Source organism: Candidatus Bathyarchaeota archaeon (assembly GCA_029882535.1).
In the GTDB taxonomy this organism is placed as follows: Archaea; Thermoproteota; Bathyarchaeia; order Bathyarchaeales; family SOJC01; genus JAOUKM01.
This window is the reverse complement of the sequence record JAOUKM010000026.1, coordinates 1-23,043: the sequence shown is the minus strand read 5'-3', so window position 1 is coordinate 23,043 and position 23,043 is coordinate 1. Positions and strand designations below refer to the sequence as shown.

General features: G+C 41.4%; 23 protein-coding genes. 5 read left to right on the top strand and 18 right to left on the bottom strand.

The features are described 5' to 3' along the window. Positions 1–132: 132 nt before the first annotated feature. The 4 genes from OEX01_07070 to OEX01_07055 form a co-directional block, all read right to left on the bottom strand. Complete coding sequence (locus OEX01_07070; protein MDH5448741.1) at positions 133–759, bottom strand: hypothetical protein; 627 nt, start codon at positions 757–759, stop codon at positions 133–135. Between the two features lie 208 nt (positions 760–967). Continuing rightward, positions 968–1,612, bottom strand: a complete 645-nt coding sequence (locus OEX01_07065) for an SdpI family protein (GenBank protein ID MDH5448740.1) — start codon at positions 1,610–1,612, stop codon at positions 968–970. A gap of 120 nt (positions 1,613–1,732) precedes the next feature. Next, entirely contained in the window at positions 1,733–3,016 is a 1,284-nt protein-coding gene (locus tag OEX01_07060; GenBank protein ID MDH5448739.1) for an ABC transporter permease, read from the bottom strand. Further along, positions 3,003–3,734: an ABC transporter ATP-binding protein gene (locus tag OEX01_07055; protein MDH5448738.1), complete on the bottom strand. Its 732-nt coding sequence runs from the start codon at positions 3,732–3,734 to the stop codon at positions 3,003–3,005. The genes OEX01_07060 and OEX01_07055 overlap by 14 nt, the downstream gene beginning before the upstream one ends. Before the next feature lie 185 nt (positions 3,735–3,919). Between OEX01_07055 and OEX01_07050 the strand changes: the two genes are divergently transcribed. Next, positions 3,920–4,918 (top strand): ParB/RepB/Spo0J family partition protein, encoded by a 999-nt coding sequence (locus OEX01_07050; GenBank protein ID MDH5448737.1) that lies wholly within the window; start codon positions 3,920–3,922, stop codon positions 4,916–4,918. On the opposite strand, the gene OEX01_07045 is transcribed toward OEX01_07050, so the two are convergent. Beyond that, complete coding sequence (locus OEX01_07045) at positions 4,915–6,417, bottom strand: DNA topoisomerase I (GenBank protein MDH5448736.1); 1,503 nt, start codon at positions 6,415–6,417, stop codon at positions 4,915–4,917. The genes OEX01_07050 and OEX01_07045 overlap by 4 nt on opposite strands. 170 nt (positions 6,418–6,587) lie before the next feature. Beyond that, positions 6,588–7,793: a DUF401 family protein gene (locus OEX01_07040; protein MDH5448735.1), complete on the bottom strand. Its 1,206-nt coding sequence runs from the start codon at positions 7,791–7,793 to the stop codon at positions 6,588–6,590. A gap of 349 nt (positions 7,794–8,142) precedes the next feature. On the opposite strand from OEX01_07040, the gene OEX01_07035 reads away from it, so the two are divergent. After that, positions 8,143–8,472 (top strand): pyrimidine dimer DNA glycosylase/endonuclease V, encoded by a 330-nt coding sequence (locus tag OEX01_07035; GenBank protein MDH5448734.1) that lies wholly within the window; start codon positions 8,143–8,145, stop codon positions 8,470–8,472. 57 nt (positions 8,473–8,529) lie between these two features. Here OEX01_07035 and OEX01_07030 read toward each other — a convergent pair whose 3' ends face one another. The 11 genes from OEX01_07030 to OEX01_06980 all read right to left on the bottom strand — a co-directional run bounded on the left by OEX01_07030 (position 8,530) and on the right by OEX01_06980 (position 20,491). After that, entirely contained in the window at positions 8,530–9,003 is a 474-nt protein-coding gene (locus tag OEX01_07030; GenBank protein MDH5448733.1) for a pyridoxamine 5'-phosphate oxidase family protein, read from the bottom strand. A gap of 48 nt (positions 9,004–9,051) precedes the next feature. Continuing rightward, a complete protein-coding gene (locus OEX01_07025; protein MDH5448732.1) occupies positions 9,052–10,011 on the bottom strand; it encodes a hypothetical protein in 960 nt (319 codons plus the stop codon). A gap of 549 nt (positions 10,012–10,560) precedes the next feature. Next, positions 10,561–13,722 carry a hypothetical protein gene (locus tag OEX01_07020; protein MDH5448731.1) on the bottom strand — a complete coding sequence of 1,054 codons (3,162 nt, stop codon included), beginning with the start codon at positions 13,720–13,722 and terminating at the stop codon, positions 10,561–10,563. 75 nt (positions 13,723–13,797) lie between these two features. After that, positions 13,798–14,148: a hypothetical protein gene (locus OEX01_07015; GenBank protein ID MDH5448730.1), complete on the bottom strand. Its 351-nt coding sequence runs from the start codon at positions 14,146–14,148 to the stop codon at positions 13,798–13,800. Positions 14,149–14,172: 24 nt separating this feature from the next. Further along, entirely contained in the window at positions 14,173–14,901 is a 729-nt protein-coding gene (locus OEX01_07010; GenBank protein MDH5448729.1) for an AAA family ATPase, read from the bottom strand. Positions 14,902–15,324: 423 nt separating this feature from the next. Further along, positions 15,325–16,356 (bottom strand): ornithine cyclodeaminase family protein, encoded by a 1,032-nt coding sequence (locus OEX01_07005; protein MDH5448728.1) that lies wholly within the window; start codon positions 16,354–16,356, stop codon positions 15,325–15,327. Positions 16,357–16,399: 43 nt separating this feature from the next. Next, positions 16,400–17,512 (bottom strand): NAD/NADP octopine/nopaline dehydrogenase family protein, encoded by a 1,113-nt coding sequence (locus tag OEX01_07000; GenBank protein MDH5448727.1) that lies wholly within the window; start codon positions 17,510–17,512, stop codon positions 16,400–16,402. Positions 17,513–17,536: 24 nt separating this feature from the next. Next, complete coding sequence (locus OEX01_06995; protein MDH5448726.1) at positions 17,537–18,175, bottom strand: amino acid ABC transporter permease; 639 nt, start codon at positions 18,173–18,175, stop codon at positions 17,537–17,539. A 6-nt stretch (positions 18,176–18,181) separates the two neighbouring features. Beyond that, positions 18,182–18,937, bottom strand: coding sequence for an amino acid ABC transporter ATP-binding protein (locus OEX01_06990; protein ID MDH5448725.1), 756 nt, complete (start codon positions 18,935–18,937; stop codon positions 18,182–18,184). Positions 18,938–18,942: 5 nt separating this feature from the next. After that, a complete protein-coding gene (locus OEX01_06985; GenBank protein ID MDH5448724.1) occupies positions 18,943–19,614 on the bottom strand; it encodes an amino acid ABC transporter permease in 672 nt (223 codons plus the stop codon). Between the two features lie 61 nt (positions 19,615–19,675). After that, complete coding sequence (locus OEX01_06980; protein ID MDH5448723.1) at positions 19,676–20,491, bottom strand: transporter substrate-binding domain-containing protein; 816 nt, start codon at positions 20,489–20,491, stop codon at positions 19,676–19,678. Positions 20,492–20,822: 331 nt separating this feature from the next. Here OEX01_06980 and OEX01_06975 point away from each other — a divergent pair, with 331 nt between their 5' ends. The 3 genes from OEX01_06975 (at position 20,823) to OEX01_06965 (ending at position 22,541) form a co-directional block, all read left to right on the top strand. After that, positions 20,823–21,185 (top strand): hypothetical protein, encoded by a 363-nt coding sequence (locus OEX01_06975; protein ID MDH5448722.1) that lies wholly within the window; start codon positions 20,823–20,825, stop codon positions 21,183–21,185. A 33-nt stretch (positions 21,186–21,218) separates the two neighbouring features. Further along, the gene (gene arsM, locus OEX01_06970; protein ID MDH5448721.1) at positions 21,219–22,088 is read left to right on the top strand and encodes an arsenite methyltransferase; all 870 of its coding nucleotides are present in this window, start codon (positions 21,219–21,221) and stop codon (positions 22,086–22,088) included. Positions 22,089–22,223: 135 nt separating this feature from the next. Beyond that, a complete protein-coding gene (locus tag OEX01_06965) occupies positions 22,224–22,541 on the top strand; it encodes a zinc-ribbon domain-containing protein (protein MDH5448720.1) in 318 nt (105 codons plus the stop codon). 115 nt (positions 22,542–22,656) lie between these two features. On the opposite strand, the gene OEX01_06960 is transcribed toward OEX01_06965, so the two are convergent. Next, the coding region (locus tag OEX01_06960) for a hypothetical protein (GenBank protein ID MDH5448719.1) at positions 22,657–23,043 on the bottom strand (387 nt) is incomplete at its 5' end.

Genomic DNA, 23,043 nt, shown 5'->3' with positions numbered 1-23,043 from the left:
GCCAACCTCTAAACACACAAGAATTTTCATTTGGTCCACATCCGTTATTATTTCCAATAGTTCACTTGGCATAAAGTTTCCTGTGTGTGTTTGCGCTTGGATGGTTGGGTAAGAGTTTAATCCCAGACCCAATCAAGCACGCATTTGAAGCATAAACCTAGCTGTTGCTATAGCGTTGATTGCATAGAGCCAGCCAAAAAGCAAAAGCCAAAATTCGAAGCCCCAATACCAAATTACATTGACGAAACACGTCAATGTGGGTGCTGAGATTAGGATGAAAATGAGTCCGATCCATAGAGCCTTATGGGAGTTGGGAAGGGACTTTCGAATCGATAGCAAGGTGGCTCCCAAAACTAGTAGCCCAACATTAAGTAGCGTTGCAGGATTGTAGTAGATGTACCACAGGAGACGGGATAAATTCGATATCGGTATAATCAGAGAAGAAGTCAGAACAGCGGAGATGGCTAGGTACAACACTCCGCATCCAAGTGCCAAGTTCGAGCCATACTTCTGCTTCAGAGCAGAACATCCGAAGCTTCCTAGGGCAAGCGAGAGAGACAAAAGACTGCGGAAAATCGTGTGAAAAGCCCAGTTCTGAAAGAAGATTCCACTCATATAATTAAGGTGCCCAAATCCCCAAAAATAGGAGAGCCAAGTTGAAACAGCAAGCAGAAGCCAAAAAAACCATGCAAAGAAGCCAACAAGAAAGCCAATAGCCCCAACCATGAAAAATTGCGAGTTACCGACTCTCGTACGCAATACTCCCCACCAATATTAGGTTATGAAAAGACCAAATAAGACTTATGTGTTTCGAAGAGTTTGCGTGCACGTATGTATGTCATGTAGCTGTTGCGTGCAGGGTGCGCGCGCATAGGATTGGTTGGTTGGTGTTAAATTTTAACCAGAAAAAAATTCTGCAACTCCAGCTGAGTAATAATGCAGGTTAAATTTTAACAAAAAAATTTGGTTATTGTCTCTTATACTCAAAGTATGAATATGTGGTCAGATAGACAATCACAAGAATTATAGGTGCAAGAATCAGGAATAGAGCGAACCATTCGGAAATGATTCCAAACAAGGCTAAAACTCCGCAGATTTTAAACAGTTTACCGCCTAATTTATGAGTCTTATCCCATACATTTTCATCGCTTAAAGTCCACGGAGTTCTAATTCCGACAAACCAGTTTCTCTTCGCATTTTCTGTTACAACACCAAGATAGTAGAAAAGTATGCCAATTGGTGGAGCCAATGCTTGAAACATGCTAAAGTTAACCAAACCTAAATTCCAAGAAATCACTAAGGAATCTAAATATAGCAAAAAGGCAAGCAACGAAACAACTAATCCCCAATAATACTTTCCGAATTTTTCAATGTTCTTAAGCGGGTCAATTTTTGGAATCCCAAGAAATAATAAAAAAAGGGCAATTGAAACTAACGGTAACAAGAATGACCCCCAAATCTTTGAGGAATAACCATCAACTACTCCACTAATATTCCAATGAATCGCCATTTGTTCAGGCATCTGAGGGTAGAAATAGATGCCAATCAAAATCTGAACTAAGACTATCATCCAAGAGAATATTGTGATTTTTTGCATTTCTTTTCTTCCCAAATCATAATACCTTGAAACCAAACCTAAAAGTATAGCGTCATTAGGGTGGTGTGTGTGGGCATTAAATTTTAACCCCAAACCTAACCCAAGTTGGTTGGCTTAAAGTTTAAGCCCTAAACGCTAGCCTTTCTTTTTTCTCAGCCTAAAACCTCTAAACCTTAACTTTGCAGTCAAAATTTTTTCCGTAGCGAACAGCTTTGCAGCTATGTAAAGCAAGGCGACTGTAAAAAGAACAACATAGACAACGCCAAAAATCGCCATCAAAAAGTTTCCGGTGAGAGTAGCTTGCGCCGCCAGCATTGGATGAGTATAAGGAATGGCGAGCAAAACTATCCTAGCCGCCAATGGTAAGGAATTGAAATCAGTAAACATAATGATGAACATGGGCAACATAATAATGACGTAAAGATAACCAACGATTGACTGCGCACCCCTAACATCCTCAGAAAAAGCAGATATGATTATCGCCAACGCAAGAGCCGAAAGCAAAGATGCGAAAACCGACGCGCCTAGAATTAGGTATCCAAGAAGAGTTGGGGCCAAACCAATGGCAGCAAGATCCAGCGAAACACCCATGTCGCCCATAACCATGAAAGATCCCATGTAATAGTTGAACCCTACAATGATGGCAATTGCGCCTACAGCCGCCACGATAGTTGATCCTGCTAGCTTTCCGAACAAGATAGTAAAGCGGCTTATGGGCAAACTCAGTAGGGTTTCCAGAGTTTTTTCTTCTTTTTCCGAAGCCACAGAAGTGGCAGCAATTTGCATAGAAAAAACAAGTAATATGCTTACGGTTATGGGCAAAGCGAAAACCTGCGAAAACATTATACTGAAAAGCACGCTGGGTGGAACATCTGTAGGTTTACCCTTGACGATTGACTTCGGCACTGTTTGAAACGGATCAGGCGCCAACGTCTTTTTGAAATATTCCAAATACTCACTAACAACTGAGGAAGTCGCCGTCTCAGCAATCCCGCCAGCACCAGAAAAAACACTGTAAACTTCGACATTTACAGGATATTTATCTGGATTTGCTTGCGACACATTTTCTGTGAATCCTGCGGGAATCACTATAAGATCTGTTGCGTTTGTCTCTGTCTGCAAAATTTCCACAGCTTCCTCCACATTAGAAGCACTAATGTTGACAAGTATCACGGTATCTAAGTCATCAAGGAAGTCTGTCAAATTTTTGGCAATGATGCCGTGGTCAAAATCTACGACACCTATTTGGAGGCTTTGAAGACGCTCTTCTGTTGATTCCATAGCTCCTCTGATAACGAATCCCATGATTGGGAACATCACAAGCGGGACAAGAATCATTCCAATAAGAATCTTCGGATCGCGCAGTAATTCTTTGAGCTCTTTTACGACAACGTTTCCTAAGCCTTTAAGCAAGACCAACCACCTTCGCGAAAGCCTCTTCCAAATTTTCAACCTTATTCTTCGACTTTAACTCTTCCGGGGTTCCTTCCGCCACAATTTTTCCATGATCAATCAGAGCAACTCTTTCACACAAATATTCGACTTCCAACATGTTGTGACTGGAGAGCAAAACGGAAACACCGTGTTTCTCCACATACTGTTTAATGATTTCTCTGACATGAACCGAATGAAGAACATCCAATCCACTTGTCGGTTCATCTAACACTGCCAACTTCGGCTTTGTCATAAGGGCTCTAGCTACGAGAAGCCGACGTTTCATTCCTTTACTATAAGTCTTCACCTTATCGCGTAAACGATCGCCAAGCCCAGAAATCTCTTCAGCACTTCTAACCGTCTCTTCAAGGACTTCGTTGCTTTCTGAGCCGAACTTAGCCATAAACCGAAGATATTCATCTCCAGAAAGATTCTTGTAAGCTCCCGCCTCCTCTGGAAGATAGGCTATAAGCTTGCGAACTTCTGAAGCCTCGCTAACCACATCGTGATCGTACACTTTCGCGGAACCAGAAGTTGGCAAAATTAATGTTGCAGCAATTCTAAGCGCCGTTGTCTTTCCAGCACCATTGGGACCAATGAGCCCATAAATTTCACCAGGTTTGATCTTGAAGCTTAAACCATCCAAAGCTCTAATATCACCAAAAACCTTCACGAGACTTTCTGCCTCTACAGCAAAACTCATGTCAATATCCACCAATAACACTCGAAAACATCTTTTGTCACTTAAAAACCTAATGCTCCCTCAAATAACTAACCATATTAGAAGCCAAACAAAACCTAGCCTTAAGACTAGGCACACACAACCAACACACGCAGTTTATAAGATCAAGCAACACTTCTTAAAAAGAAAAGGAGAAAGGGCAACGCATGGTTGAACTGAAGGAAATCGAACTGAGCAGAATTCGTCCAAACAGACTAAACCCCCGCCTCGGCATAAACATCGAAAAACTAAACGAGTTGGCTGACAGCATCAAACAAGTAGGCCTTCTAGAACCACTCATAATCCGCCCCATAGACAACGAATATGAAGTTGTGGTAGGCGAACGACGCTACCGCGCATCACAGCAAGCAGGACTAAAAACAGTCCCCGCAATAATTCGAAACTTCACAGACGAACAAGTAATAGAGCTAAACCTAATAGAAAACATACAAAGAGAGGATCTTAACGCAGTGGAAAAAGGAAACTGCTGCAAGCAACTCCTAACGAAATACCCAGAAAAATATCCCTCAAAGGAAGTTATCGGAAAGAAAATCGGCGTATCCTCCGGCACTGTCAATAACTGGCTCAAACTAACAAAAGCACCAGTAGAAATTCAAAAAATGATTACACCACCAGAAAAAGTAGGCGTACCACGAGAACTAGGTAAACTCGACTATAGCACAGCCCTCACCATCACCCAACTAATCGAAGAACCAACAAGACAAATAGAAGTTGCCAAAGAAATCGCCAGCAAACCAGTTCACGGCAGAAAAGCACGACGAGTCATCGCAAAAGCCGCCAAAGAACCAGAAAAACCTATTGAAGAAATCATGGAAGAAATCATCGAAGAACCTTGCGAACTCACTTTCACGGCAGCTAACAAAGAACCCATTCTAAAAGGCTTACAAACCCAAATCACAAGAACAACTCCTCCGGATCTAGAAATAAAAGCCGGCAAGATAGCTTATGCCACAGTACTGGAGCCACACTTCGCAGATTTACGCGTGATTTCAGTTGAAAGGAAACGCTTGAAGTATTTCACCGAAAAAGACGCCAAAGCAGAGGGCAACTATACGCTAAAAGAGTTTAGAGACTCTTGGAGAGAGAAGCACGGTGAATGGAACGAAAACCAGCTAGTCTACATCATACGCTTCGAAAAAATTTAAACAGTTTCGCGCTCCACCCAAGAAAACTTCTTCTGCAACGCCTTAGGGTAATAAAGCTTCCAGTCAAAATCCACTTTCTGCCCCCACTTGTAATAGATGCGAGGATCAATGTAACTTTTCAAAGAAGTTCCAAGATTGTAATCCCTAGTTTCACGGAAAGCATTAATCTTAGATTGAAGAATCTTAGCTCGCTTCTTTGCACTAGGAGTATTTCTGGCTCTCAGCTTCTTCAACCTTTCCATCTTCTTCACCAAAGACTCCTCCCAATTCTTCCGAGGTTTTCTCTTATGATTACAAATGATAGCGGCTTCCAAATTGGCCATAGTGGCAACATGTTTCTTTTCATATTCTGGGTCAGGCTTGGAAATGTCAGAGCTGTTAAGAAAATCAGCCACTACTCTAGAGGCATGATAGGTTCTGAAGACCTTAGCCGAAACGCCAGGCGCAACCTCGTCGAGAAAAAGTGAGACGTTCTTCGATCCTACTCCTTCAAAAATTGATGACATAGCTGATTTCATAAACTCTTTAATGTTGTCAACAACCTGTTTGGGCGGTCTTATTCGTTTTTGCCACCTGACAGCATCTTTACCTAAGAAATCAAAAATCACCACGCCGTTTTTTCCAAAAGTTATGTGGTCAGATCTAAGTGTTGTCGCGCCCACCGTGTCCGCTTCATCTGTGTCCTTCTCGTCTCCCACACGCAGTTTCAAAGCATCTACCAAATAGCAGACCGTGGCTATCTTACGTATTGTAACCTCATCCGCATCTAGATTGGACAATATGTGTTTCCTGACTTCTTCTATCTTTCTGCCAAGCTCAATAGCTTTGTTGAACTTTTCGATGTCTTTCTGTTGCTTTATAGGAGAAGAATCTGCTAGCCAAATGTATTTCTCTTTGCCTCGAAGTTTGTCATCCCACTTGGCTATCCACATACTATTTTGCTGCCATAAAATCTCTTTCCAGTTACCCGGCGGCCTTGGCGCATCAGGAGAAAGATTGAGGATTATGTCGCTCTTGCCTGCGCCACGTTTCCAACGTCCCCGTAACGGATGATCTCCTCGCCCCATGAAAATGCTGGAGGGTTCAACGGTGTAGTTACCAACTTCTACTTTAATCCCATCCACTATGGCAACGCCGTGTTTCTCTTTGTTTTTCTCTCTAATTGCCTTGCGTTCAGCAGCTAACTTTTTCTTTTCCTCTTTTGTAAGGCTCAGTTTGTAGGCTTTCTCTCTTTCAACCTGCTTTATTACAGGTGAAAAGTTAAAGTCTTCTGGTGGAACCTTCTTTTTTGTACCTAATGCTTTGCGGAAGTCTAGGAAGAAGTTTTCGATGAAAACGGGATCTTCGACGTATGCTGTACCAAGTTTCGTAACCCATGCAACAGCCATTTCTTCTTGTTCTGGCGTCAAGTCTATGCGTTTGCCTTGCACGCTTATGTGGAGTTTTCTCCATTCGGGTCTTTTGGGAATGAGGGCACCGTTGTGAATCAGATGTTTCATTTGAGCCTCCCCTTATCTTGCGTTTTATCTCAATTAAACTTTCACTCAAGAAACACAAACACGTAGATAAGCTTTACAGAGTTTGACGGCTGGTTTTACATAGTTTATGTAAAAAAAATAGAAAGGAAACAGATGAAACTAATTCTTACGAGTCAAATTGAACTGGCTCGCTACAATATATGGTAGACCAGTAGGGCTACCGCAAAAGATATCGCCAGTGATGGTGCCAAATACTTGTAAATCTTGTTTAATGGACACTTGAAGTAATCAGCAGTCAGAGCTAAGCAGAGATGAGTTGGAGCGGCTAAATATCCGAAATAGGCAGAAATGTAAAGCAGACTTGCACTGCTCGGAGTGAAATTCAATGTTCCAGCCATGATTGGATGGCTTATAGCTATGCCTCCATAAGGTGAACCGACGAGGAACCCTAAAACTGCTGGAAGCGTTGCCAATAATGCGACCTCGCTCACGTTCGATGTTGCTATTGTTTGACCAAGAACTTCTGAAACTCCAGAAGCCATTGTGGCGCTTCGCAACAGCATAGCACCGTATGCAGCCAAAGCTATCTTGTAGACTGCGACGTTTGAAATTGTTTTAATAAGAATTTGTCGATTAGGTCTTGTGATTAAAAGCAACAATATTATTCCGACAAACGCCGCTATGGAAACGTTGACTCCAAAAATCACAACAGTCAGAATCATTACTAAAATGGGCGAAAACGATATAAGGAAAATCCTAAGATTTTCTTGAAACTTCGTCTTTTGAACAACAGTGTCAGCAACAGTGACCTTCTTAAGGACCACGAAATATCCTACAACTGTCATGGCGACAACAACGGGAATTTGACTTAAAACTATCGAGGTTATCGATACTTCTGTAAGCGTTGCTGTAAGTATTAGAACTTGGCTCATGGGATACACTGGAAAGATTATGTGCCTAAACCAAACGTTCACATAGGTTTTCTTATCTTCCTTCAATCCAAGCTTCTCAGCTTCTGTCTCAACAAGCGGTGCAGACATCAAGGCTCCTCCAGGTACTGGAAGCAGTCCTATTATGGCTGGAAGTGCGCTGATGATGAGCTTAGGATTTCTGAGGAGGCCGCTAAAGCTTTTGCTGAGAGATTCTAAGGTTTGTGTTTCTTTGTAAAGAAGGCTTAGCACCATTATTCCGAAAGTCACTGCCACAAGTGATATTGTAAGTAGGTTAAAAGTAGTTTCAATTAAGACCTTGAAAACACCTATTAAACCCATTGAAAGGAAGCTCATAATTATTGCGCTGGAAACTAACGTTACGCCTATACTCACACGTTTGTATAACATGGCTGCTAGAAGGATGAATGAAACTACAAGTGCTACTAAAGGGTCAAGCAAGACCAAGCTAACAACGCTCCTAGCTACGACAGAAGAACATCAATTGTCTCAATCCGCATTAAGCGTTTCCATCGGCGAGGACAATTAATTTGAAGAGGCTTACAGGTTAGTGAGCAAAGGTAGCATTTAGCGGAACAGTTATTGTGGATTCGCTGGGATTGGAACCCGATACAGATGGAGATATCTACCTAAGTAGGACCCTAAAAGGTCTGATATCCTACTTCTCGCTTCCACTGTATACAATGTACTTCGCAGTTTGTACTTCGCAGTTTATAAGAGCCTGTGGAAGATAGCTCTATTACAGACAACAACTTGAAATGCAAGATCTGCCGGTTGCCAAACTATGAGAATGTGGATGGTTGATCCCAGAATCATGTGTAGACAGCATTTGCTGGGGGAACACGCAGAAATTCACATGTTTATCGGAACTATCAGTCATGGGAATTCTGTTAAAGGCTATTTAGAGAAGGGTCTACTTGAAGTTCATAGTCTGTTTAACCGTCACAATGAGCTAGCCAAGGAGATGAAACGCAGGAATTACGGACATTACTCTGCAATAAGTAAGAAATGGAAGCAAACCAAGATGATAGGTTCTATAGACAGAGAGAAGAATCTTAAGCAACTTATCAATCGCTGCTCGAGATGTAGAGAAGGATATGAACGCATTTCTACTAAGGGTAAATAACTTGAGAAAGAATTATTCTTGCGATCAAAAATCTTGGTCAAAAAGCTTAGAATTGAATCAAGGAGATTTAAAGCCTATTTCTTGAGTTGCCTTCTCGAGTTTAACTATAACCAAAGGTTTTTCGGGGGTAAATGAAGACCACCCTTCCTCTTTTTTGAAACCGTGAGCAGCGAGGAAGTTTGGTGAAAGTTTTTGTTCCCCTTCTTCAGCCATTCTTCTTATGATTTTAGCTCTCTGATGAGGGTTGGTGACAACCTTTAAGGTCCCTCTTAAGACAACAAAGCTATATTCGCTAAGATCTTGCCTATACTTTTCTATCTCAACACAAACACGCTTATCTCTCTCAAGCAGCTTCATCTTCTTACCATAATCTGTAAAGTGAAAATAGATGGATCCATTCATCAAAACGTACTGAAACGGAGCCATATACGGATACTCATCTCCTTTGAAAGCAATCCGACAAAGCATTTGTTCTCGAATAAGTTGATTTATTTCATGTTTTTCCATCTTTGGCAATTTAACTATCGTCAAGTAACCCACCGCTCTAACTTGTGTTCTATATGAATATTTACTGTTTCGCTAAAAACGCCTGGAGGGAAGAAAACAAACGATTAATGCTAAGGCAGGGCCTATCAGGAGACCTGCCCAAGCGAAAAGCCCCAGAACTCCTAGAACCGCCATGAAGACTCTTGTTCTAGCAGTTATTTGCTTCCGGTGAATCGTAAGTCGAAAAATTGCCAGAGCCAATAGAATCGGTATCAGAACGAAGATTGCGGTCAAGACTACACCCAAGTCTGGATTAGCAGTTGTCAAGGCTAGAATCGTTTGAGTCAATGTCATGAATCCGCTGCCTAGGTATAGGAGACCAGCAAAAACTCCGATCCCTCCAAACAATGTTCGCAATGTGGCAGGACGTTTCAGAACTAAGATTGCAAGGCCGATGACTAGCGTGAGTATCAGTGGAGCAAAGATGAAGAGTAAAGACTGGCCCTCCCATTGATGAATGCCTATAACATCTATTGGTATTCTGATAAATTCATCTAATCCGAACTGTTCTTTGTAGCCGATGGCTAAGCCATAGTGGCCTCCTTGAGAAGGCTCATAAACCGCTAAATGATAGGTTCCACCAGCACTGACTTCTTGGTCTAAACTCGCTAATTCGTAGAAACTGCTTGGAGTAAAAGGTTCATAGGTGGGACTAGAAGAACGCTGCCCCTCCAACAACATTATTCCCACTGCCTCTACAGTCTCCACATATTCAGGCACAGCATCTTGAGAGGTTATCCCAGGACCCATAACAACCAAGTTGGGAACGAAACTGCTCTTCTCCGAAGTTGGAACAAACAACTGAACGAGAAGCCTTTCATTCTGCGGCAAGTCAAACTTGTAATATTGAGCTTCTCCTCCTTCATGAAGTTCTGCATAGAGAGCCCAAGACTTCGTAGGATCGGATATCGCATAAGCTGCTGCAAGGCTTTCATTGTCGGTTGGTTTGTCAGGTGCATGAGCGAAAACGTTACGCACAGAAAACATTAGCAAGATGATCACGAAAAATAAAAGATGGCCATTTCTCGGTTTCATATTTCATGGTTGATTCATATATTATTTAAATCTATGTTGCTGTTTTGCCACAGTCACACACATTTAAAAGCTCTGACCTTCCAAATAGAAATCCGTAATAAAACAATTGGATTCGTGGAGGTGAATTCTTATGGTAAAGTGCGGACTCTGTGGAGCAGAGGTTGGAGAAAAACCAAAAATTACGGCAGAAGGTAAGTGCTCTATTTGTGGTGCAAAGCTAGCAATTAAAAAGTAAGATAGTGACGTTTAGTTTGCCGTATCCTAATCTTCCCCTTTTTAGGTTGCCTTTTTTTTAGATCTTTGGTTTCTAAACTGGATTCCTAAACCTTCCAGCTTAGAACAACTTTCCACACCTCTAGCACAGAACAAGCACCTTCGGTTCTGCATGTTGGAAGGTTGGAAAGTGGAAGGCTGTGTGTGTGGATCAAGTATTAACACCGAAACTAAACTACATGCTTGTAAGGTAGACGTTTAACGCTAGCACGAAGATGTATTGGGCATTTGCCCTTAGAGTCTCGACATTTGCTTAGTTCTTAAATCAGTCAATCGGAATTGAAACAGACCTCTAATGGAAGATGAAATCGCGGGATCATGTGCAGTTGGGTTAAAAATGAATAAAGCCGTTACTTTGGGTGAAGATATTGCTTCAAGAAGAAAGCGCAGAAATTTGTAGGTCTTCTCGAATCTGCACATTAATATTGTGTCCGATAGGTTGTCGAATAGGATTGTTAAGGGTTTTCCTTTCTTTTTCTTTGGAACTTTGGCAAGAGTGTCTAATAGAACTGAAAGATCGTTTACAGGAATGAGAACTTCTTTTTTGCTAATTCGTTTAGAAGAGGATATCTTTGGAGTTAATAGAAAGAGTTCTACTTCCTTGTCAGAGAATGCCGTTTGTAGTGCACTGTTCTTTCTTGTGAAGATAACAATTTGCTCACCGTTACTGATCGCTTTGGAAACTAAACCAAAAAGGGCATTGTGGTAACCTAAGGTTGGGTCAACCTCTAGAAGTGTTTTTCTTCCAACCAATTGCTGCTGATTCACACCAAATTGTTCATGGAATGTAAGTGTAGACTCAGTTAGTTTGTGTGCTTTTCTCTTGCGTCTAAGCTTTATGGCAAAAGGGAGTAGAACTCCAATTGCTAATATGCAGCAGATCCCTATAGTCCATTCAAATGGCCAAGATGGTGTTTGAATGGCAACTTTCACTAAGCCATAGATGTAGGTGTTGTTCGTCGTGTTTGCTTCTCCAGGTATGGCATCGGCTATTGCCTTAATTATATACGTGGCCGGGAAGGCTTTTGTAGTATTCCAACTAAATTCAAGGGTGGTATCAATGCCTGAGACCAGATTTGAGACAAGTTTCTTGCTAATTTGGGTATCGTTGTAATAAGCAGTCACGTTGAAGGTTTCCGTTTTTCCACCTTCATTTCGAACTGTTACGTTAATCCTTACAATCTCACCATTATACGGGTCCTTCGGTGATATGGTCACGAACAAAACAGCAACCTCCCGTGGAGTTAGAGACTCGCACTTAACTAGATCTACTCTTAGTGTGAATTCCGAATCTGTAGCTTTGACCCCCTTGATTTTCATTTTCCAGTAACTAGTAGCATTTCTGAAATGATTTGGGTTGAGAGTTATTGTTTGGTAAGCAGTTTCACTTTCCCCTGGAAGGATGCTTGAGATGTAACTCAGACATCCGTTTCCATTTGATGAATAATCACCAAGCGTATAATTATAGAGTTGTAAGGTAACATTTACTGAGCTAGTTGTCCATGAGCTGACAACCATCCATGTTAATTGAGACCAGTTTTCTTCATTGCTCAGGCCGGTAAATTCAACTTCTGCTGTATGCTCTTTGGACCAAACGTGTAGCAACGCAACATCTATTCTCCAACTGTCTTGCTTCGTATCGTTTGTCTCTACTTCTCCTTTCAAGCGAATTGTAAACGTTGCCGAGTTTAGAAGTGGAGAAATTGAAACATTGTTCCATCCTATTGCGAGATCTGTGAAAAGGGTCTGCCATGAACCGCCATTCCAAACATCAACTTGGACGTTTTCAGTAGGCGGTGAGTCGCATGGCACGTCTGAAGAGAATGAGTAGCTTCCGAGGATTAAACCATCGTTATTGTCAGGCCCTATGTCGTCTAAATCGCTGTTTAGCTTGAAGTAAGACCTGAGGTTGGTTTCCAATCCAGTGAGTTCGGCATTGTAGTTGCTCAGTATTTCTGTTAAGCTTGTATCAGTATTCCAGTATCTCAAATCATCTCCATGCCCATCTATTGGATCTACGCCAGCTTTTGATGCCATAAAATTGTTCTGTGTGACACCTACTGTTGATACTGTAGACGCCCACAGGTTGTTATAGGCATCTTGTGTGGGAGGGCTGTTTTTATCTCCAATGTATAAATGTAGATCGTCCGTGTTTTCGTCCCACACGATGGCTATGAAATACCATTTACCAGCAGTAAAGCTGGTGCTACTTGTAAGGGAACCTGCAGCTCCCCAGTCAAGAACTAAGTTTGAACCGGAAAATCTTGTTTCCATGTTTTCATGTTGACCCCACGGTCTGCCGGCAACTGTGTCCAACTTGATCCAAAACGAGATGGTGCCTGTTGTTGAACCCCAATCAGGTGTTCCATCACCAATTATCATGAATCCACCTAAGGCGTCAAGAGAATATGTATTGTTTCCTTTGTCGATGCGGATAGCTAACTCTTCATTTGTTTCGTCGTAGTCTGCACTTGTCCATTGAACTTCCAAGTCCATTTCGTAGTTGGGTGCTTCGTATTCAACATAAATGGCGTACCAGTAACTAACGAAAGAACCAGAACCGGGACTCGTAGGCATTGAGCTGGTTTCATTAGCATCGAACGGGATAGTCTGGCTCCATCTGCCTCTTGCCGACTGGAAATCACCCGACTCCCCGGAACTGGATGAATAATAAATGTTGCCTCCACTGTGGCACCATCCAACCCATGTGATGGCGTTCTTTTCCCAGTCATAATCTGAAACGTCTATCTCATTCCACCCAGCAAATACAGCAACATTATATGCTTCGGTTCTCTTTATGGCTCCTGTTGGGTCGATTAATGTGCCTCCAGTGTACAACGCGATTGCCATCGTTCCTGTTCCACTATAACGTATGTGAAGCTTTGTGACTGTCATGTTGTCAATGTCGGGAGACGTCCCTCCCAAGTATCGATACTCCAAGTGGACCGACGTGTCCGTAAAGGAATTGGAGGTAATTCCCCAGTCATCTACTGTTGCAGTTGTATTCTGCTCCTTTAATGTATCATAAATTGAATCTGGACCATATTGTTGTGCCGAGAAATTGCTGTGAGTTCCAATATCTGCCGAGCCATCAACATCTGATGTATTATTATCGACAAACTCGGATATGTCTTTTCCAGAGAAGTAACTTCCAAAACTCATATAGGCAACGTCGTCAAATTGAACATCAGTCAAAGTGCCTGAAATATGAGAAGTTGCCCCAAGTAGATTGTATCTTGTTGGATTGTGCATATCTCCGATTTGTGCAATGACCATCTTCGTCGGAAACGTTAGGATACTAAGAATGACTAGCAGTACAAGCGCACATGTAGCCAGGAGCGCTTCAGTTTTTCTGTTCATTCTAATTTCTTCCTTTTTGTCGCTAATCACCTTCATTTGTCTTCATTGCGATACAGTATCGATTATCTGGTATCTGAGATAAGAAGATGGAGCCTGTATTTCGCTTCTCTTTCAATTTTTCTTCTCTCTTTTCACTAATTGGTCAGCTTCGCAAAGATTGGAAATCTTCTCAACTTCTTTCGCAAACTCGAATTCGTCTTGGATTTCAGTGGGTTGAGGTAGCTGAAGATTTGAGTACAAAACTTCCAGAATCTTTTTTTCTATTACCTTTGAACCAAATCCGAATATTTTCTCTAAGCCCTCTGAGAAACTTTCCAGATTTTCAATGTGTGATTTTGATTTGATTGCACCATAATTCTCTAGGAAAAAGAGAACTGATGGTGCAGCCGAACCGCACACTATTGATAAACCTTTGTCTATCGCTTCAAGAATAATTAGGTTCAATTGACATGAGTTTTTCAATACTATTTCCGCGCCATACATTCGCTAAGTTATATAGGGCGTTAGTGAGATTCCTTTGTCTGAAATTATGATATTTCTGTAGTTGTGGTTGTGATTTGTTCCCCTCATCTTGCGTATTATTGCCCTTTTTTTGATTCCAGTTTCGTCTTCTATAGTTTCGAACAAAATCAAACCATCAGCAACGAACTCTTCAAATCCGAGGCCCAAGTTGAGACTCCCTGTAGGAACCTCCACCAGCAGTAGTGTAGTACAGGCGGCTTGACGCATTAATTTCTCGAATGTGTGAAGAACAACTCTAGCATCTATCTTCTTCTCAAAGGCTAAGGCCATCGCAGAAAACGAATCCACAACCAATCGTTTAGCTTTGATTGAGAAGGCTTCTTTGAGCAGTGCATGAAGCGTTGAAGATATTCCAGTTTCTCTTGTTGTCGCAAAGTCCAAGAACTTAAACACACCTCTCCTTTCAAATTCAGCAAAATCCAAGCCAAACTTTTCCATGTTCTTAATGAAAACATCTTTACGCTCCGAAAAGGAGACATAGACGCCGTTTTCACCACATTCTGTTGCGCCATGGTGGAGAAACTGAGCAGAAGCAATAGTTTTGCCTGAGCCAGGCGATCCGGCTAGAATAGTCAAGCTGCCTCTAGGTAATCCTCCTTCGATTAATTCGTCTAACCCCTTAACACCTGTAGGAACCCTATCGTTAAAAATCTCTGCGTGAACAATACTTCTAGGCTCAGCTATTTGTTTCATTTCTTTAAACCTCATCACAGGCTTGCATTGTTATACTCTTAGACAGTGTCTTTTCGCTGCATACAAGGTTTATGAACCGAAAAGCTACATCCGGAATACATATTTTATAACAAGTGTCAAGCCCTCATAACAACGCAAGTATACGTTCAAGAAATCTATGGCTTAATCTGAATAGGATGTTGAGGTTTGAACTCTACCCACAGTGGAGACATCACCCGCAACTTCCCTTTTTTTGGGTAGGCAAGCGCTCTTAAATCACTGCGCGCGCTCTTTGTTACTGACTTGGCTTATTAGCTATCTCCCAAACGTATTAGTACCTTTGGTCAGGAGCAGTCTCTTTTTCTCCTTTTACATTATGCGTGCACAGTGGAATTTGTTTCAGATAATCTTTTGCTTGTTACTTCTACAAAAATGATAGCCTTATCAGTCTGAAATGAAATCGCTTGCTTGATACTCTACAAAACTAAACCATGTCCCTAATCCTTTTCTAATGGCTTTGTCATATATGTGCGCTGCAACTGCTACGTCTAGACATCCCATTCCTATTGGACTGAAAATTATTATCTCGTCGTTAGTTTCTCTACCTTTCTTCTTTCCTGTCACAATCTCACCGATTTCTGCGTAAATATCTTTCTTTGTGATTTTTCCTTTTTCCAGCGCTAATTGAAGATTGCTGTGTTCGATGTTTTGCTGTAAATTGTCCACTATAATTTTATCGGATATTCTTGGAACGTCTTCATGTATCTCTCGGAATCCTAGCGTAACAAATAATTGACCTTGTTCTACAACATCTTTCGTAATGAATGGAGTTTTAGAAGTTGTTGCTGTAACTACTATGTCTGCGCCTGTAATTGCTTCTTGCAATGTTGAAGTCCGATTAAGCTTGTAGGGAACTTTACTTTTCATTTCCTCTACATATTTTTCGCTTGCCCTAAGGTTGATATCAAAGATACGAACTTCTGAAACTGATATTATTCCTTTCATAGCTAGGAGAACAGTTCGACCTTGAACTCCGGCGCCTATTATAGTTGCGGTCTTGGAATGCTTTTTCGTTAAGTATTTCATCCCAATCACCGCCTCGGCGCCTGTCCTGAAATTTGTGATTTTCGTCCCGTCAAGAATCGCTTTGAATACTCCTATTCGTGGGTCCAAAAGAATGATAATGTCAGAGCCTTGATCAGCTCCTGCTTTTCTGAATTTTCGGAATTCACCAGCCCACTTTATCCCAGCGAGATCGGCGGAACCAATATACGCAGGCATTGCATTTACAAAAGCGTTATAATCAGGCCATTTTTGGGTCCTTCCTAAATCTAGCCTCAGTTTCGCAGGATTTTTCACTTTTCCAAGACCATATTCTCTGTAAGTATTCTCTACAATTTTAACTACATTTTCCATGTTCAGAATTAAATCTACCTCTTTTTGAGTTATCAACAGCGTTTCAAGCTTTTTTCCCATTGACATATACTCCTGTCTAATGCAAGTTACCATGTAGTTAGTTTTACTTAAAAAAAGGTATCTTTGCTCCTTCTGTGACATATTTAGAGATCTTTTCTAAGGAAAAGTTCGCAAGTCCAAGTTTTTCTGCTGTTCGCCCAACTGCATTATAATCGGTGTTATTAAGCGAGCAGGCAATACGTATTACAGCGTTGGTTAACTTTGTTGGTACTCCGGTGAGTTTGCCGAAAGATGATAAGGGCACTAGTCCAAATGGGACATCTTCTGTGACATACCTGTGAAACAGATTATTCGGGGCTGACGGACCGTATCCACCGTGAATTGGACTCTTCTGCACAAGAGAGAAAATATCTTTGCCCTTAATTCCATAGAAGAAATCGAAAAGCTCGGCCGTAGAGATTAGATCAAGTTTTAACACCCTACCGACTTTTTTTCGTTCTGCATCCAGCTTTTCTAGAATCCGGCAAACAGATTTGCTCATTCCAAGACGGTAAAAATCGAAGTTTCCATTAGTTGATTCAATCCAGCCACTATTGAGTATTGTGGTTGTTGGGTGTAAGATGAAGTTAAAGTTGGAAAAGCTTGTTTCTAAGACGTTTTTGGCGAGTATGAATTGACTGTAAAGTTCCTTCACTAAGTCGATTAACTCGCTATTTCTAATTGATGGAATGGCTGATATTGGCATTACCTTTTTTATTGCATCGATTCTTACACTGGCAACTTTATCTCGGATACAAGCATAGATTAAGGAAGCAGTCTCAGCTACCAAGACTTTTCCTTGTATTCGCTGTTGAATGAGGCGGCGATACAACTCTAAAGCGCCATGATTTCCCGGATTTAGAATAATGGTTTGTCCTTTTTTCAAGTGTGGCAACATTAGCTCAAAAAAGGCTGACTGTGCAAAAGCAGGCACAACAACAATTATTACTTCCGCTTTTTCTATAGCTTGTGAAATTTCAGTTGTTACTAAATTGATTTCTGCCATGCCTTCAATAGTGCCAGTGACTTCTATTCCACGCTTTTCCTTTATATGTACAATGTTTTTTGCGAATCTTGGATGTTCAAAAAGGGCAATAGTAAATCCTTTCATTGCGAGATGAGCACTAGTAGCTAAACCGCCATTTCCACATCCCAAAACCGCAACATGCGATACCATTTCTATCGAACTCCATTACAGGTTTCAATCAATGGTAAGCTTGTATTTTTCATGTACTATATCAAGCGATTTAGATATTGCTGTGATACATGCCAGGTAAATTAGGGCGGTCAGCAAGTATACTTCCATGGGTCTAAATGTATCAGTAGCTATTATTTTTGCATTAGACATCAGTTCCGGTACTGCAACAAGAAAGGCAACGGAACTGTATTTAGGTAGATAAGCTGCTTCGTTAGACCAGCTGGGTAATGCTAGTCTTAATGCCTGAGGAAGTATCACGTGTCTTATAGCTTGGATACGTGTCAGTCCTATTGAGAGAGCAGCGTCCATTTGTCCTCGACGAATCGACTCAATAGCACCGCGTAGGTACTCAGCTTGATAAGCAGCGCTGTTAAGCCCTAGAGCAAGAGTTACTGCGGTAATTCCTGAAAAAAGAACGCCGAATCTTGGTAGGCCAAAATATATAATGAAAAGCTGGACTGTTAGAGGCGTGTCTCTAAAAAGTTCTATGTAAGCACTTGCAATGAAAGATATTGACCTTTTTCCGTATACTCTTGAAAGTGCAAGTATTATTCCTAGAACTAGTCCAAAGGCTAATGCTGAAAAACTTAATCGGAGAGTGACAAGTAGACCAATAAGCATTTTGTCAATGTATTCCCACATGCTGAATCAGCTCTTTTCCGTTTGCTGATGTCCATACAGCTCGGATATTTTGTTAAGAAATTTTCTTGTTCTTTCCTTCGATGGTTTGGTGAAAAAGTGCTTGGGCGTACCCTTCTCTACAATTTTTCCTTCATCAATGAATATCATCTCCGAGGCAACAGCTCGAGCAAAGCCTAATTCATGCGTTACACAAATCATGGTCGTTTTCTCTTTAGCAAGATTAAGCATCACTTGAAGTACTTCGCCTATTAGTTCCGGGTCTAAAGCAGAAGTTGGTTCATCGAAAAGGATTATTGTTGGTTCTAATGCAATAGCTCTTGCAATTCCAACTCTTTGCTTCTGCCCTCCCGATAATTGACTTGGATAGGAGGCTACCCATTTTTCCATCTTCACTTTTGTGAGAGCCTCTAGAGCTCTCTTTTCAGTTTCTGCTTTTGACATCTTTTTTACAGCTTTCAATCCTAAGCTTACGTTATCGAGAGCTGTAAGGTGATTAAATAGGTTAAAGTGTTGAAAAATTATCCCAATTTTTGAACGGTAGTAGTTTATGTGCTTTTTCACCTTTGTTAAATCTACATCTCGAAGAAAAACATGGCCCTTGTCGGGTGGGTTCAGCATATTTATGCATCGCAACAATGTGCTTTTTCCAGAACCACTTGGGCCAAATATTACCATGGTATTGCCTTCTTTAACTTCAAAGGATATCCCTTTAAGCACCTGCAGGGTTCCATAGGATTTCCATAGGTTTTCGACTCTTAAGATTGCACTCAAGATTTTCGTCCAACCATGACCTCTGTCTTGCGTTTCCCCCAAGTTCCAATGATTTTGGTTAAGGGAAATACTATAATGAAATATATTGCTGCCACTATGAGAAAGGGTGTAAGAGGGTCGTATGTAACAGCTCTTATGTAGTTTGCTCGTCTCATTACTTCAGCAATTCCAAAAATGAAAGCAAAAGAGGTGTCTTTAATCACTATTGCTGCTTCGTTAGACCAGCTGGGTAATGCTAGTCTTAATACTTGAGGAAGTATCACGTGTCTTATAGCTTGGATACGGGTCAGTCCTATTGAGAGAGCAGCGTCCATTTGTCCTCGACCAATCGACTCAATAGCACCGCGGAAGATTTGAGATTGATAAGCAGAGCTGCGAATTCCTAGGGATAAGGATACAGCCAGAAAAGCGGGAATGCGTATTATTTCCTGAGAGAATCCGAAATATAAGATAAATATGATTATTAGAAGTGGGATGCTTCGAAGCGTTCTTTCATACATAGCTACAAATGATTTAGCTTCTTTTCCGCCGTAGACTCTTAGTGTAGCAAGTGGGAACCCAAGTATAAACCCTAAAGCTAGTCCGTAAGCTGTTAACTCAAGAGTTACCGGTAATCCTTCCAGAATATAGAACAAGTTACTAAACAGATTTTCCATAGCCATGAACATCAGCCAGCCAACGAATTATCTCTAACGATTTAAACTTTTTTTTTAAAAAAAAAGGGTGTTGCTAGCCAAACCATTTCACTATCAAATCATCGATTATTTCTTCAGTCAATAGTTTCCATATTGCCTTGTTGACAGCGTCTCTGAACTCTGGTTCATTCTTACGAACCCAAAAAGCTTCTGGAAATGCTTTTTCTGAATACACGTATCTAAGTGGGTATTGCTTACCAAACGCATCTGCAGGTCCTTTCTCAATGTAAACTGCATCGAGCCTACCGGCATCCAAATCTAAGACCATCAAGTCCACCTTAGGATATTCACTCACTTTCGCTGGATCAACGTCTCCTGCATCAACTAAGTCTTGAATTTGATCAGCCTGAACTGTTCCAGATTGAACTCCAATTTGTAGATCTAGCGTTCCCATATCCGCGAGACTGTCTAAGACTTCAACTGAAGAACTTGCGCTGACGACAACTACCCTTTCAGAAGTGAAAACCGATATTGTGTAGTCTAACTGATCCATTCTGTCTGGTTTCAAGGACATACCTGCAGCAATCATATCGATCTGCCCGCCTTTGCATGCTGCGATAAGCGCGTCAAAATCCATATCTTGCCATTGAACCTCAACTCCTAACTCTTCTCCTATGGCGTTCGCAACTTCAACATCAAACCCGCTTATTTCATGTGTTGTTTCGTTGATGAACTCAAATGGGGGATAATCTGCACTCGTTCCAACTATCATGTAGCCTCTGTCTTGGATAGTAGCAAGCAGAGTTCCTCCGGTTGGGGGGAGCAAAAATCGGGTAGTCAAATAGCCTCCTGCAAATCCTACACATAGCATGATTATACCGATGACAGCATAAACAACTTTGGTTTCCATTTTTCATCAAAACTAATTTCAGTCGATCTTCATATAAGCTTTGCCGCGCTCATTACAGATGCCGACGAAGAATTGGAGAAGCCGCCAATTATGATAAAGATAGATTCTACAAAAAGCGGTTGCGGTAGTGTTAGAGCATGGTTCGTTGTAAGAAAATCAAAACAAGCTAAGGAAATCTCTGCGTGCGTGTAGCGGAGATATTCCCTGCAATTCTCCTTCTTTTGGCGGATGCCGTGTATCACGTAATACGTAAGTAAACATTTATATGTTTGACGTCTGATATATGTATTACAAATTACAAAATACACGTTACTGAAAGAAGGTGGGATGAATGGGCGAAGAAAGACGGAAAAAGAAAGAAAAGAAGCTTAAGGAAGGCGAAAAGGTCGTTATGATGGCTTGTTGCCCAGAAGGCGAGGATGCAGAAGAAATCAAAGAAAAGGTTCTAATGAAAATAAGTGAGAAGCTAGAGGGTAGAAGTAACGTAGTCATGACAAGACTGAACGACGAAGACCTGAAACAAATGGATGCTCTCGTCGAGGTTGAAGCTTTTAAAAGCAGATCCGAAGCAGCGGCATTCTTTATTAAAGAGGGAATACAGGCCCGGAAGGACCTGTTTCAGAAAGTGATGCCAACAGTGGAAAAGATCAGAGAGCTGAAGGAGCAGGCGAAAAGATCACTCGGCAAAGGATAGACACAATGTGATTACAGAGAGGAGGTGTTAATTTTGGAAGAAGATAAGATAAGGGAAAATGTGAGGAAAGGATATGCGAAAATAACCAAAGGGGGACTTTGTTGCAATGCCACAGATTCTTGTTGTGCCAGCTCTACTACATACGAAGAATTGGGCAAGAAGATGGGCTACACCGAAGAAGAGTTAAAGTCTATTCCTGAAGGTGCAAATCTTGGTCTTGGATGTGGAAACCCTGTTGCACTAGCATCTCTAAAAGAAGGTGCCACAGTCATTGATCTAGGCTCAGGAGCTGGTGTTGACTGCTTCCTTGCGGCAAAAAAGGTTGGAGAAAAGGGGAAGGTCATCGGTGTTGATATGACGCCTGAAATGATAGATAAGGCAAGAGAATATGCTAGAAGAGACAACTACAAGAATGTTGAGTTTAGACTTGGAGAAATTGAAAATCTGCCTGTTGCGGATAACACTGCTGACGTTATAATCTCAAACTGTGTAATCAACCTTGCGCCAAATAAGAGAAGAGTTTTCAAAGAGGCATTTAGAGCGCTGAAGCCTGAAGGAAGATTAATGGTTTCAGACATTGTCTTGCTAAAAGCACTCCCAGAAGCCATAAAGAAGAGAGCACATGCTTGCAGTTGCATCAAAGGGGCAATTATGAAAGACGAATACATAGAGGCAATAGAGCAAGCAGGCTTTCAAGATGTGAAAATTGTTAAGGAAACACAGTATTCTTTCGAAGATCTTGTCAGTGATCCTGATGCAAAAGTCATCGTTGCTGATCGCAACAAAGATACTCAAGAATTGAAGAAAATTTCTGAACTAGATGATGAAGCAAAAGAACTCGTAAAAGACGCTCTTGTCTCAACCATGAGCATTGACGTTTCAGCTGTAAAACCCTTAAAATGACAGTTGATGTGTCACAATCTTCTCCGATAGTGGAGATATTCCCTGCAACCTCCCATTTTTTCAGGAATTGATGCTCTATGCCTCTACCTAAAACTTTAAGAATGGAATAGGCAAAGGAGTGTTGGGAGAACAAACTTGGTTTACTGCTCTAAATGCGGGTTCAAGAACGAGGACGATGCCGAAGTGTGTGCCAAATGTGGAGCGTCTCTTCAGGTATCTCGCCTTGAAAAAAGACGGGTGCGGAGGGAAAAGCGCGTAGAAGATGAGTGTTTCGGCTTGCCACACGGTGGTGCAATTGTAGGTCTTCTCATTGGCATAATAATAATACTTTGGGGGCTTACCCAACTGCCTGGACTACTGCCTTCAGATTTTGAGTTTTGGCCATGGATAATAGTCGTCTTTGGTGTATTGATTGTTGCAGGCGCTTTGTACGGCTTTACCCGCAGACGGTAATCTATTCCTCTTTTTTCTGGTTTTGCGGAATGCCTACGCTAATTTGCTAAGCCCGCGCACAAGAAAGCTTAAAGTGTTGGATTATATCTCCATCCGTAATTTGCTGTGCATTTTATTACGTCGTGGATGTCAATATCCCTGTCAACATATTCCTCCTCATGATGACATGGAATAGAATAGTCGAACTAGGAGGAGCATAAATGAAATGGCAAGTTAGGTCCTCTAACAGAATGTTAATTTTAGGCATAATTTTTATCATTGCTGGTTTCGGTCTGATGACGTTTTTTTTCAAGTTTATGCCATTTTCTCCTTCCGAGAAACTTACTATGTGGCTTTCTGCATTGTTAATAATGCTAGTCTTTGGGCTTGGCCTCTTTTCTATTATTGTTGTTAAAACAAAAGAGGTAGCAGCTACTTTCATGGTCCTTTTCGTTTGGAGTCTTGTTTTTTTAGTGCCCGTTCCAAAGGGCTGCGAAGATTTTTTATGGGGGGGATCGCTGCT